The 12,007-nt window shown below is 71.3% G+C and carries 13 protein-coding genes; 10 read left to right on the forward strand and 3 right to left on the reverse strand.

The features are described 5' to 3' along the window. Window positions 1–47 precede the first annotated feature (47 nt). From MBA17_RS21175 to MBA17_RS21185, 3 genes are read left to right on the forward strand one after another with little or no spacing between them, the layout of a single operon-like run. Window positions 48–1,256, forward strand: coding sequence for a M24 family metallopeptidase (locus tag MBA17_RS21175; RefSeq protein WP_238498248.1), 1,209 nt, complete (start codon window positions 48–50; stop codon window positions 1,254–1,256). Beyond that, the gene (locus MBA17_RS21180; RefSeq protein ID WP_238498249.1) at window positions 1,253–2,500 is read left to right on the forward strand and encodes a threonine synthase; all 1,248 of its coding nucleotides are present in this window, start codon (window positions 1,253–1,255) and stop codon (window positions 2,498–2,500) included. The genes MBA17_RS21175 and MBA17_RS21180 overlap by 4 nt, the downstream gene beginning before the upstream one ends. After that, window positions 2,497–3,450, forward strand: coding sequence for an LLM class flavin-dependent oxidoreductase (locus tag MBA17_RS21185; protein WP_238498250.1), 954 nt, complete (start codon window positions 2,497–2,499; stop codon window positions 3,448–3,450). Before MBA17_RS21180 ends, MBA17_RS21185 begins: the two co-directional genes overlap by 4 nt. On the opposite strand, the gene MBA17_RS21190 is transcribed toward MBA17_RS21185, so the two are convergent. Further along, on the reverse strand, window positions 3,425–4,324 hold the full coding sequence (locus MBA17_RS21190; protein ID WP_238498251.1) for a VOC family protein: 900 nt from the start codon (window positions 4,322–4,324) through the stop codon (window positions 3,425–3,427). The two genes, MBA17_RS21185 and MBA17_RS21190, sit on opposite strands and share 26 nt — an antisense overlap. A gap of 124 nt (window positions 4,325–4,448) precedes the next feature. On the opposite strand from MBA17_RS21190, the gene MBA17_RS21195 reads away from it, so the two are divergent. The 7 genes from MBA17_RS21195 to mnhG all read left to right on the forward strand — a co-directional run bounded on the left by MBA17_RS21195 (window position 4,449) and on the right by mnhG (window position 10,796). Continuing rightward, complete coding sequence (locus tag MBA17_RS21195; protein WP_238498252.1) at window positions 4,449–7,277, forward strand: Na+/H+ antiporter subunit A; 2,829 nt, start codon at window positions 4,449–4,451, stop codon at window positions 7,275–7,277. After that, entirely contained in the window at window positions 7,274–7,861 is a 588-nt protein-coding gene (locus MBA17_RS21200; protein ID WP_238498253.1) for a Na(+)/H(+) antiporter subunit C, read from the forward strand. The genes MBA17_RS21195 and MBA17_RS21200 overlap by 4 nt, the downstream gene beginning before the upstream one ends. Further along, window positions 7,858–7,998, forward strand: a complete 141-nt coding sequence (locus tag MBA17_RS21205) for a hypothetical protein (protein WP_238498254.1) — start codon at window positions 7,858–7,860, stop codon at window positions 7,996–7,998. Before MBA17_RS21200 ends, MBA17_RS21205 begins: the two co-directional genes overlap by 4 nt. Next, on the forward strand, window positions 7,995–9,539 hold the full coding sequence (locus MBA17_RS21210) for a Na+/H+ antiporter subunit D (protein WP_238498255.1): 1,545 nt from the start codon (window positions 7,995–7,997) through the stop codon (window positions 9,537–9,539). Before MBA17_RS21205 ends, MBA17_RS21210 begins: the two co-directional genes overlap by 4 nt. A gap of 136 nt (window positions 9,540–9,675) precedes the next feature. Next, window positions 9,676–10,179 carry a Na+/H+ antiporter subunit E gene (locus tag MBA17_RS21215; RefSeq protein WP_238498256.1) on the forward strand — a complete coding sequence of 168 codons (504 nt, stop codon included), beginning with the start codon at window positions 9,676–9,678 and terminating at the stop codon, window positions 10,177–10,179. A 31-nt stretch (window positions 10,180–10,210) separates the two neighbouring features. Further along, window positions 10,211–10,474, forward strand: coding sequence for a monovalent cation/H+ antiporter complex subunit F (locus MBA17_RS21220; RefSeq protein WP_238498257.1), 264 nt, complete (start codon window positions 10,211–10,213; stop codon window positions 10,472–10,474). Then, window positions 10,467–10,796 (forward strand): monovalent cation/H(+) antiporter subunit G, encoded by a 330-nt coding sequence (gene mnhG / locus MBA17_RS21225; RefSeq protein ID WP_238498258.1) that lies wholly within the window; start codon window positions 10,467–10,469, stop codon window positions 10,794–10,796. Before MBA17_RS21220 ends, mnhG begins: the two co-directional genes overlap by 8 nt. Before the next feature lie 125 nt (window positions 10,797–10,921). On the opposite strand, the gene MBA17_RS21230 is transcribed toward mnhG, so the two are convergent. Both MBA17_RS21230 and MBA17_RS21235 read right to left on the reverse strand, forming a co-directional pair. After that, window positions 10,922–11,521 (reverse strand): RICIN domain-containing protein, encoded by a 600-nt coding sequence (locus MBA17_RS21230; protein WP_238498259.1) that lies wholly within the window; start codon window positions 11,519–11,521, stop codon window positions 10,922–10,924. Between the two features lie 148 nt (window positions 11,522–11,669). Then, the gene (locus tag MBA17_RS21235) at window positions 11,670–11,993 is read right to left on the reverse strand and encodes an ArsR/SmtB family transcription factor (RefSeq protein WP_238498260.1); all 324 of its coding nucleotides are present in this window, start codon (window positions 11,991–11,993) and stop codon (window positions 11,670–11,672) included. Between the last annotated feature and the right edge of the window lie 14 nt (window positions 11,994–12,007).

Here is a 12,007-nt window from a genome sequence, read left to right on the forward strand (position 1 = left end):
GGGTGGCGGCTGGGCGGCGAGACGATCAGCGACGGGGAGACGATCGGATGACCGTGGATCTGCGGGAACTCGCCGGGCAACGGCTGGGACGGCTGCGCGAGGCGTTGGCCGGGGCGCCCTTCGACGCCGTGATCCTCACCACGCCGGAGAGCATCCTCTACGCCACGGGGTACCGTTCCGTGGCCGGGCCGTTGTTCCGCGCGCACCGGATGGCCGCGCTGGTGACCGGGGACGACTGCTGGCTCGTCTGCCCCGCCGCCGACACGGCCCCGGCCGCCGACGCCGGGATGCCGGAGGACCGGCTGGTGCCCTTCGGCCGGTTCTACTTCGAGTCGGCCCTGGGCTCCCCGCTCACCGACATGTCCGACCGGCACCCGGACCTCCCGGCCGCGCTGGCGACCGCCGTCGGATTCGCCGGGCGAGGGCTGCGCTACGGCATCGAAGGACTCGCGGCCGATCCGCTTCTCGGCACGGCTGCGGGCTCGTCCGCGGGCTCGCCGGGCCGTACGTCCGCCGAGGGCTCGGCCGGTGCGGCCGTGGACGCGACGCAGTGGATGACCGCGTTGCGCGGTCCGAAGCTGCCCGGTGAGGTGGCGCTGCTCAGGCACGCGGCCCGGCTCGCCGAGGCGGGCGTGAACGCCGCGCTCGACGCCGCCGGACCGGGGATCACCGAGCAGGAACTGGCCGGCGTCGTCGCCGCGACCATGGTCGCCGAAGGTGGGGAGCCGCGGTTCGTGGTGGCCACGACCGGCCCGCGGTCGGCGCTCGCCGACGCCCACCCGACAGGCAGGACGTGGCAGCCCGGCGAACTGGCCAGGTTCGACGTGGGATGCCTCTACGGCGGCTACTACTCCGACATCGGCCGCACCGCCGTACTGGGCGGGCCCGACCACCGGCAGACCAGCCGGTACGCCGCGATCCTCGACGGTCTGGACGAGCAGATCGCGCTGGCCAAGCCGGGGGTCACCGCCGAGGAGCTGTTCGAGATCGCGATGGAGACCGTGCGGCGGGGCGGGATCGCCCCCTACCGGCGGCAGCACTGCGGGCACGGCATCGGGCTGTCCATCTACGAGCAGCCGATCATCGCGCCGGGGACCGCGACGGCGCTCGAAGAGGGCATGACATTCTGCTTCGAGACGCCGTACTACGAGATCGGATGGGGCGGGATGATGGTCGAGGACACCCTGGTGGTGACCGCCGACGGCGTCGATTTGTTCACCCACTCCCCGCGCGCCCTGCCGGTGGTGCCCGCATGAGTCACTACCTCGGCCGCCTGGCCTGCCTGCGCTGCGCCGCCGCGTACGCGGACCCGAGCGTGGAGCTGCTCGGCCGCGGCTGCCCGGCGTGCGAACGCGACGGCGTGCCCGCCAACGTCCTGCCCGAGTACGCCATTCCCGCCACCGGCGTGCTGCCCGTGTCGCAGGGCGAGCCGGGGCTCTTCCGCCACCGGTCGCTGCTGCCGCTGGACCCCGCCACCCCCGCGGTCAGCCTCGGCGAAGGCGACACGCCGCTGGTGTCCCTCCCGCGTACGGCGGAGCGCCTGGGGCTGGCGGCCGTCCACGTCAAGGACGAGACCCGCAACCCGACCTGGTCGTACAAGGACCGGCTGGCTTCGGTGGCCCTGACGAAGGCCGTCGAGCTGGGCGCTCCCGCCGTGGTCGTGGCGAGCACCGGCAACCACGGTGCGGCGGTCGCCGCGTACGCGGCCCGTGCGGGGGTGCGCTGCGTGGTGCTCACGGTCGCCTCCGTGCCCGACACGATGAAGACGTTGATGCAGGTCTACGGCGCCGACGTGGTGGCGCTCAAGCAGCCCCCCGACCGCTGGCGGCTGATGCGGCAGCTCGTGGAGGAGCGCGGCTGGCTGCCGATGTCGGGGCACGCCGCCCCGCCGGTGGGTTCCATCGGCTACGGCGTCGACGGCTACAAGACGATCTCCTACGAGATCGTCGCGGAACTCGGCCGGGTGCCCGACTTCGTGGTGGTCCCCGTCGCCTACGCCGACGGCCTCGCCGGGATCTGGCGCGGCTTCGCCGACCTGGTCGCGCTCGGCGTCGCCGACCGGATGCCCAAGCTGGTGGCCGCCGAGCCGTTCGGGCCGCTCGCGGGCGCGCTCGCCGCGGGCGCGGAGGTGGCGGGGCCGGTGCCGATCACCCCGTCGGTCGCCTTCTCCATCGCCTCGCCGTTCGGCACCTACCAGGGGCTGGCCGCGCTGCGCGCCACCGGCGGACGCGCCGTGGGCGTGCCCGACGACGACCGCATCCTCGACGCCCAGCGCCGCCTCGGCCGGGAGGCGGGACTCTATCTGGAGGCCTCGTCGGTGACCACACTGCTCGCGCTCGAAGAACTCGTCGCCGAGGGCGCCGTGCCGCCCGGCGCGACCACGGTCCTGATCGGCTCCTCCACCGGTCTGAAGGACGTCGGCGCCACCGCGGGCACGCTCCGGCCGGTCCCGGTCGTGGAGCCGACGCCCGCCGCGCTGGATCGGGCGTTGCAGGCGTGAAGCTCGCGTTCTCGATCTCCGGCCAACGGCACGCGGGCTCCGCCGTACGGGTGGCGAGGCAGGCGGAGGAGGCGGGGTACGACACCGTCTGGGTGACGGAGGACTACTGCGAGCGGGGGGCGTTCGCGCTCGCCGGGGCGATCGCGGCGGCCACCGAACGGGTGCGCGTCGGGATCGGCGTGGTCAACCCGTGGACGAGGCATCCGGCGCTGATCGCGATGGAACTGGCCGCCCTGGAGGAGATCAGCGAGGGACGGGCCGTCCTCGGGCTGGGCGCGAGCAACCCCCGGTGGATGACCGACCGGCTCGGCATCCCCTTCGAGAAGCCGATCGGGCGGCTGACCGAGGCGGTCGACGTGGTCCGCGCGTTCCTGACCGGCGAGGAGGTGCGCTTCGACGGCGAGCACTTCCAGATCGCCGCCGGGCTAGCGTTCACCCCGCCGCGCACCAGGCCGCCGATCGTGCTCGGCGTCAAGGGCCCGCGTGCGGTGGCCATGGCCGCCGGTCGCGCCGACGGCCTGCTGCTGTCGATCCTGTCGTCGCCGCCGTACGTCGCCTCGGTGCGTGAGCGGGTCGGTCCGGCGATGGAGCTCGCGGCGTACGTCGCGCTGTCGGTCGACCCGGACGTGTCCCTCGCGCGAGACCGGGTGCGGCCCATGGTGGCGACCTATCTCGGCGTGCACGGCGAACACGAGATCACCCGTACGGCCGGGCTGGCCGCGGAGTTGTGCGCCGCCTTCCGGGAGGGCTGGCTGGCGGGCAGCCCGCGGGTGGACCTCGTCGACGACGACCTGGTGGACCTGTTCACCGTCGCCGGCACGTCCGGCGACGCCGCCCGTTCGTTGTCCCGGCTCGCCGAGGCGGGCCTGGACGTGGCCGTCGTACGCGACGATCCGGGCGGTGACGTCGAGGAGTTGTTGCGGCTTACTCGTCGCCTAGTGCCCGCATGATCTGCGGCTGGGTGTTGACCCGCCGGGTCGGCCCGCGCCACATGTCGATCGCGTCGGGCTCCGCCGGGTCCCAGTAGCGCGGTTGCCACGCCGCCTCGTCGGTGATCAGCCGCACGCCGTAGGAGTATTCGTAGGTGAGGCCCTCCGGTCCCTTGAAATAGAGGAAGATCGCGGTCGACTGGGGGTGCCTGCCGGGGCCCATCTCGATCTCGACGCCCTGCTCCTGCAGGAAATGCCAGTTGCGCATGACGTCGTCGATCGAGTCGACCTGGAAGTTGATGTGGCACAGGCCCGGTGAGCTGCCCTTGAAGAAGGCCAGCTTGTGGTGGACGGGGTCGATGCGCATCAGGCACGCCCAGTCGCCGATCCAGTCGGAGGCCCTGGCGTTGAACATGGTGGACCAGAACCGGTGGGCCTCGCGCACGTCGGCGGCGTCGAGGCAGAGATGGCCGAACTCGGTGATGCCCGACGGCCGGCCGTGCCGCATCGGACGTCGCACCTTGACCTGGTCGATCACCAGGTCGATGCGGTTGCCGAAGGGATCGTCGAAGGCGATGAAGTCGCGGACCCTGCGCGACCTGGCCTGCTCCGGGGTGCCCCGGGCGACCTTGACGCCGGAGAGCTCCAGCTCGTTCTCGGCGCGTTCGAGTGCGTGTTCGTCAGCGAGGACGAAGGCGGAGGACAGCACGCCCGAGCAGCCTTCGACGAAGGCCAGGCAGTGGTGGCGGTCGTCGGCGCGCAGATAGGCGACGCCCTCCTCCTCCCCGGCCGGTTCCATGCCGACGATGTCGACAGCGAACCGCACAGCGGCGGGTAAGTCACCGGCCCCCGAACGGACATATGCGATATCGAGGAGATCGATCACATCACGCATTCAACATCCGATTCAGGAGTCCCGCCAGTCCCAAGTTTCGGCGAGCCTGGCGGAGGCGGCGCCGGGACCGTGCTTAGGATCTTGTGGTTCGGGTCGTGCGCTGGGGGAGCGTGGTGATCTCAGGGTGCTTGTTGCCGTGCTCGCGCACTTCGTGGCGGCCGTGGTCGCGCCGGTCGCGGTGCGGCGGCTGGGAGCACGGGCGTTCTGGCTGATCGCGGCGGTCCCCGCGGCCGTGACCGGGTGGGCGGTGGTGACCCGCGGGTCGCGGACCGAGGTGTTCTCCTGGGTTCCCGGCTACCAGCTCGACCTGGCCTTCCGGATGGACGCGCTCGCGCTGCTGATGGTGGTCGTGGTCGCGGGCGTGGGCGCGCTGGTCCTCGTCTACTGCGGCGGCTACTTCAACTCCGGCGACGTCGGACTACCGGGTTTCGCCGGGATGTTCGTCGCGTTCGCGGGGGCGATGCTCGGCCTGGTCCTGGCCGACGACCTCGTCCTGCTCTACGTCTTCTGGGAACTGACCACCGTCTTCTCCTACCTGCTGATCGGCTTTCACGCGGAGGAGCGCAACAGCAGGCGCGCGGCGATGACCGCGATCGTGGTCACCACCTTCGGCGGGCTGGCCATGCTGGTCGGACTGATCATGATCGGGCTGGCCGCCGGCACCTTCCGGATCTCCGAGATCATCGCGAGGCCGCCCTCGGGCGCCACGGTGACCGCCGGGCTGGTGCTCGTGCTGGTGGGCGCGTTGTCGAAGTCGGCGCTGATCCCCTTCCACTTCTGGCTGCCGGGTGCGATGGCGGCTCCCACCCCGGTCAGCGCCTATCTGCACGCGGCGGCGATGGTGAAGGCCGGCGTCTACCTGGTGGCCAGGCTCTCGCCGGCTTTCGCCGACGTCTCCCCCTGGCGGACGATCACCGTGGTGTTCGGGCTGGCCACCATGATCATCGGGGGCTGGCGGGCCATGCGGCAGTACGACCTGAAGCTGCTGCTCGCCTTCGGCACCGTCAGCCAGCTCGGTTTCCTCGTCGTCATGGTCGGCGTGGGCACCTGGGCCGCCGCGCTGGCCGGCGTCTACACGCTGCTCACGCACGCCGCCTTCAAGGCCGCGTCGTTCATGGTCGTGGGCATCATCGACCACGGCACCGGCACCCGCGACCTGCGCAAACTGAGCGGGCTGCGGTCGGCCGCGCCGGTCACCTGTGTGTGCGGGGTGATCGCCGCCGCGTCGATGGCGGGGCTGCCGCCACTCGGCGGATTCGTCAGCAAGGAGGCCGACTTCGCGGCCTTCACCGACGATCCGGTCGTGCTCGCCGTACTGGTGCTGGGGTCGATCCTCACCGTCGCCTACAGCGCCCGCTTCGTGTGGGGGGCGTTCGCCGTCAAACCGGGCAGGGAGCCGACGGTGATGCACGGGCCGGGGGTGTCCCTGTCGGCGCCGGTGGTCGTGCTGACGGTGGCGACGGTGCTGCTCGGCCTGGCGGCGCCGGTGTTCGACCCGATCGTGGCCAGATACGCGAACGCCTATCCGCCGGGCCCCGACGACGAGCACCTCGCCCTGTGGCACGGCTTCACCCTGCCGCTGGGACTGTCGGCGCTGGTCCTCCTGGCGGGCGCGGCGCTCTTCGTCGCCCGGGGCGCGGTCTCGCGGGTCCAGGCGGTCCTGCACCCGCACCTCGACGCCGAACGGACCTACCGGCTGATCATGCACGGCCTGGATCGCGCCGCCGACCAGGCCACCCGCTTCACCCAGCGCGGCTCGCTGCCCGTCTACCTGCGCTTCATCCTGTTCGCGCTGCTCATGATGCCCGGCAGCGCGCTGCTGGCCGGGCTGCCCTGGGGCGGTGCCGTACGGCTGTGGGACGTGCCGGCCGAGGCCGTGGTCGCGGGCCTGATCTGCGTCGCCGCCCTCGCCACCGTGAACCAGACGTGGCGGCTCGCCGCGGTCATGTGCGCGGGCGTGACCGGGGTGGGCACGGCCACCATGTTCGTCCTGCACGGGGCCCCCGACCTGGGGCTGACCCAGTTCCTCACCGAGACGGTGACCCTGGTGGCCTTCGTCCTGGTGCTGCGCAGGCTGCCGCCGAAGTTCGTCGAACGGCAGGTCGAGGGCATCCGCCGGCTCAACGCGGTGTTCGCCGCCGCCGTGGGCCTGCTGGTGGCGGGCATGGCCTACGTCGCCGTCAACGCCCGTACGGCACCGCCCGCCTCCGCAGGCTACCCGGAGGCCGCCATCGAGGCCGGCGGCCACAACATCGTCAACATCGGCCTGGTGGACCTGCGCGCCTGGGACACCATGGGAGAGAGCTCGGTGCTGCTCATCGCGGCGGCCGGGGTGATCGGCCTGATCTACCTGCGGCGCACGCCGACCATGCCGCGCGCGGGGGAGAGCTCGGGCGAGGTGTGGGCGCGGCCGGGCGTCCCCTCCTTCGAGGAGCCGGAGGCCGCCCGCCCGGCCGCGACCTGGCTGCGGGGCAGCGAGACGCTGTCCGCCGAACGGCGGTCGATCGTCTTCGAGGTGACCGCCTGGACGGTCTTCCATCCGATGCTGGTCCTCTCGCTGTTCCTGCTGTTCAGCGGGCACGGCACGCCGGGCGGCGGATTCGCGGCGGGACTGGTCGCGGGGCTCGCGCTGACCATGCGCTACCTGGCCGGGGGCCGCTACGAACTGGCGGACGCGCTGCCGCTCGGGCCGGGAGTGTGCCAGGGCGCCGGGCTGACGGTCATCACGGTCACCGGGCTGACCGGGCTGCTGATCTCCGGCGAGGTGTTCAGGGAGACGGTGCTCGACTGGCGCCTGCCGGTGCTCGGCGAGATCCACTTCCCCACCTCGACGATCTTCGACATCGGCGTCTACCTGGTGGTCATCGGCGTCGTCCTCGACTTCCTGCGCGCGATGGGCGGCGAGCTGGACCGGCAGGTCGAGGAGGAGGGCGAGGAGGTGATCACCGCGTGACCGGGCCCAACGTGATCCTGTTGGCCACGGTGACCGTGCTGGTGGCGACCGGGGTGTTCCTGATGCTGGAACGCAGCCTCACCAGGATCATCGTGGGCGTGATCCTGCTCGGCAACGGGGTGAACCTGTTCATCCTGGCCGCCGGGGGCCCGACGGGGAGGCCGCCCCTCCTCGGGTTCTCGTCCGTGTCCGCGATCAGTGACCCGCTGCCCCAGATCATGATCCTCACCGCGATCGTGATCACCCTGGCGCTCGTCGCGTTCCTGCTGGCCCTGGCCCATCGCAGCCGGCAGCTCACCGGCGACGACGAGGTACGCGACGACGAGGAGGACCGCAGGGTCATCGCCAGGGTCGAGCGCGAACTGGCCAGGGATCGCCTGCGCGAGCAGGCCGAGCGGGTCCGCAGGATCCAGGCCGAGGAGGGCCGCCGCGCGGGCTGGCGGGCGTGGCGCGGGCTGCGCAGCACGGCACGCGGCGAGCGCAGGGACTTCCGCCGCCGGATGCGCGAGGAATGGGAACGCCAGATGGCCGCCGACGACCCGGAACGGGCGATGGACACCACGATGGGCGAGGACGTGCAGTGAACGACGTCCGGGGGGTCGACGCCGTTCGTGGGCGGCGCGGTGTGGTGCGCGGCGGCCGAGAGGTCTGCATGAGGACGGGCGAGGGTGTGGGCGGCGGCCGGGCGATCGACACGGCGATGGGCGGGGGCGTGCGGTGAACAACGTCCTCGTGCCGTTGCCCGTCGTGCTGCCGTTGCTCGCGGCCGGGGTACGGCTCGCCCTCGGGCCCCGGATCACCCGGGTCCAGCGTGGCATCTCCGTCGCTGTCCTGCTGTCGATCGTGGTCATCGCCGCCGTGCTCGTCTACCAGACCGACAGGTACGGCCCGCAGACCATGGACCCGGGCGGCTGGCCCGCCCCGATCGGCGTCATGCTGGTCGTCGACCGTCTGTCGGCGCTGATCCTGCTGGTGTCGAGCGTGATCGTCCTCGCTGTGATCGTCTACGCCATCGGGCAGGGAGCCGCCGACAACGACGAGGTCACCCCGCTGGCGATCTTCCACCCGGCCTATCTCATCCTGGTCGCCGGAGTCGCCGACACCTTCATGGCGGGCGACCTGTTCAACCTCTATGTCGGCTTCGAGATCCTGCTGACCGCGAGCTACGTCCTGATCACCATCGGGGGCACGGGCGCGCGGGTGCGCGCGGGGATGACCTACATCGTGGTCAGCCTGCTCTCCTCGGTGGTCTTCCTGCTGGCCATCGGGCTCTGCTACGCCGCGACCGGCACCCTCACCATGGCCCAGCTCGCCGTACGGCTCGACGCGTTGCCCGACGATGTTCGCCTGGTGCTCCAGCTGGCGCTGCTCGTCGGGTTCGGCATCAAGGCGGCCGTCTTCCCGTTGTCGGCGTGGCTGCCCGACAGTTATCCGACCACGCCCGCGCCGATCACCGCGCTCTTCGCGGGGCTGCTGACCAAGGTCGGCGTCTACGCGATGATCCGTACCCAGACGCTGCTCTTCCCCGGCTCGAACCTGACCACGTTGCTGCTGGTCGCGGCGGCCCTCACCATGCTCGTCGGGATACTCGGCGCGGTCGCGCAGACCGACATCAAGCGGCTGCTGTCGTTCACGCTGGTCAGTCACATCGGCTTCATGGTCTTCGGCATCGGCCTCGCCTCGCGGGCCGGGCTGGCCGGGGCGATCTTCTACGTCGCCCACCACATCACCGTGCAGACCACGCTCTTCCTGGTCACCGGCCTGGTGGAACGGCGTGGCGGCAGCACCTCGATCGAACGGCTGGGCGGGCTGGCCCGGTTGTCGCCGCTGCTGGCGGTGCTGTTCTTCATCCCGGCGATGAACCTGGCGGGGATACCGCCGCTGTCCGGGTTCCTGGGCAAGCTCGGCCTGCTGCGCGCCGGGGTCGAGGCGGGCACCCCGCTGGCGTACACGCTGGTCGGGGTGTCGGTGCTGACCAGCCTGCTGACCCTGTACGCCGTCTGCTGGGTGTGGAACCGCGCCTTCTGGGGCGACCGGAGCAAGGTGCCCGAACCCGGTCAGATCATCCGGACGCGCGAAGGGCTCGGCGGGACGGCCATCGTGGCCGCCGCCTACCCGGGATCGATGGCGGGCACCACCCTGGCGCTGGTCGGGTTCGCCACCGCCTTCACCGTGGTCGCCGGACCACTGGTGACCTACACCGACCGGGCCGCCGCCGAACTCCTCGAACGCACCCCCTACGTGACGGCGGTGCTGCCGTGAGAGCGCCGGCAGTTCATCGGCCGGACGGGTCAGCGGGCCGCCGGGCGGGCGGTGGTGTCGCCATGATGGCCGGGCAGTCCACCGGCCTGGCGTCAGGGGTCGCCGGTGCGCCGTGCGGAGTGACGGCGGTGCTGCCGTGAGGCCCGCGCCGATCATCGGTCTGGCGGCGATCTGGGTGCTGATGTGGGGCAACCTGTCCGTCGCCAACGTGCTGTCCGGGGTGCTGGTCGCCGTGCTCATCACCTGGCTGACCCGGCTGCCGAGGGTCGGCGGCGACGCGCGGATCGCGCCGTGGGGGTGCGTGCGGCTGCTGGGATGGTTCCTGGCCGACATGGTGATCTCCAGTTCGCGCGTCGCCTGGCAGGCCGTACGGCCCGGCCCGCCGCCCGTCTGCGCGGTGATCGCGGTGACCCTGCGGAGCCGTAGCGACCTCACCATGACGGTCACGGCGCTGACCCTCTCCGCGGTGCCCGGCAGCCTCGTGGTGGAGGTCAGGAGGTCGGCGGGCATCCTCTACCTGCACGTACTCGGGGTGGACCGCGAGCACGACCTGGAGCACACCCGCCTGGGCGTGCTGGCTCTGGAGGCCCGCGTGATCCGTGCGATCGGGAGCGGTGAGGAGAGAGGGAGGCTCACGTGATCGGGCGCGGCGAGGAGAGAGGGAGGCTCACGTGACCGTCGTCGTGCTCATCGCCGGCGCAATGCTCGGCGTGGCGGCGACCCTGACGCTGATCCGGCTGATCGCCGGGCCGTCCCGCCTGGACAGGGCCGTGGCGTTCGACGTGCTCATCGCCATCACCGTGGTGGGGATCGGGATGGAGGCGGCCTACAACCGGCACACCGCCACGCTGCCGATCCTGATGGTCGTATCGATCATCGGGTTCGTCGGCTCGGTGGCCGTGGCGCGGTTCGCGGCGCGGAGGAACAGTGAGTGACGTCGTCGTCGGGACGCTGCTGATGGTCGGAGGCGTGTTCTCGCTCACCGCCGGGATCGGCCTGCTGCGCTTCCCCGACCTGCTCTCGCGCCTGCACACCGGGGCCAAACCGCAGCTCATCGGGCTGGTGGCGACGCTGGTGGCGATCGGGGTGAGCACGGGCGCGGCTCTCGACTACGGCATCCTCGCCCTGATCGCCATATTTCAGATCATGACGGCCCCGGTCGCCGCCCACATGGTCGGCCGCGCCGCCTACCGCGCCGGCAAGGTCCGCGAGGACCTCCTCATCACCGACGAACTCAGCCGCGACCTGGCCGACTGACCGACTGACCGGAGCCCGTACGGCACGCCACGGCGCCTCCCGCCGTTGCCGCCCCCGTCGGAGTCCCAGCGTGACTGCGGCACCGGCCGGGTCCATTGCGGCCGGTGCCGCTCGCGCACCGCGGGTTACACGGCCAGGAAGTACCACAACTGCTGGCCGGCGTACTCGTTGCAGGTCCACTGCTGGATGTTGGCGCCGTTGTGGGTCCAGCCATGGTCGACGTCCAGGCACTTGCCGCTGTTCCTGTTCTCCAGGAAGTAGAAGGTGTTCCACCACGCGTCGGTGTAGGCGTACTTCCAGCGCCACATCTGCTGTGGAACGTTGACGCAGGTCCACTGCTGGACGTTGGCGCCGTCGTGGGTCAGCGCACGATCGACGTCCAGGCACTTGCCGCTGTGCTGGGCGCGGATGAAGAACCACTCGCTGCCGGGCGTCACCCGTAGGTACTGCCAACGCTGCTGGGGCACGTTGACGCAGGCCCACTGCTTCACGTTCGCGCCGTCGTGGGTGTAGGCGTTGTCGACATCCACGCACGTTTCCGGCGCCGGGAAACGCCGGTGGATCTCGAACAGGTACGACCAGGTATCCGCCGTCTGCCCACTCCTCGCCACGGCGCCGGCGGCCGGCGGAGCCGGCGACCACACGGGCACGGCGAGAGACAGGAGCATGACCACGGTCAGCAGCCCACGGCGACCACTCCATCGATGATTCAAGTCATTGCGCACGACACGCTCCCTACGACGTCCTTGCCGACCCTTGAAGGCTGCCCCTCGGGAACATTCCGGGCATGAGTAACCCCCTACTCGGATGGGCGTAGGGGGTTGACGAGCATGCGGCGCGACCTGATCACTAAGACGCAGGAGTCGCCCACCCCTAAGTCGACACCCCTTGCGCCTGGGGCGTGGCCAGGGCGTCGAGCAGGCCGGGGAACGCCTGGTCCATCTCGGCGCGGCGCAGGGCGTTCATCCGCGAGGTTCCGACGTAGTACTGCCGGATCAGGCCCGCCTCGCGCAGCACCTTGAAGTGGTGGGTGGCGGTGGACTTGCTGACAGAGATGTCGAAAGCGCCGCAGGTGATGTCCTCGCAGGCGGTGTCGAGCTGGATGACGATGCTCCGGCGTACCGGATCGACGAGAGCCTCCAGCACCTGCTGGAGGTTGAACTTCGACACCTCAGGGTGCGACGGCGTACGGTCCATGGCCTCATAGTACG

Origin of the sequence: Dolomitihabitans soli (assembly GCF_022213955.1) — a bacterium.
Classification (GTDB): Bacteria; Actinomycetota; Actinomycetes; order Streptosporangiales; family Streptosporangiaceae; genus Streptosporangium_A; species Streptosporangium_A soli.

Coding starts and splice junctions, on each gene's coding strand:
- MBA17_RS21235 (WP_238498260.1), bottom strand. CDS start 11,993: ATGGACCGTACGCCGTCGCACCCTGAGGTGTCGAAGTTCAACCTCCAG.
- MBA17_RS21190 (WP_238498251.1), bottom strand. CDS start 4,324: ATGCGTGATGTGATCGATCTCCTCGATATCGCATATGTCCGTTCGGGG.
- MBA17_RS21180 (WP_238498249.1), top strand. CDS start 1,253: ATGAGTCACTACCTCGGCCGCCTGGCCTGCCTGCGCTGCGCCGCCGCG.
- MBA17_RS21175 (WP_238498248.1), top strand. CDS start 48: ATGACCGTGGATCTGCGGGAACTCGCCGGGCAACGGCTGGGACGGCTG.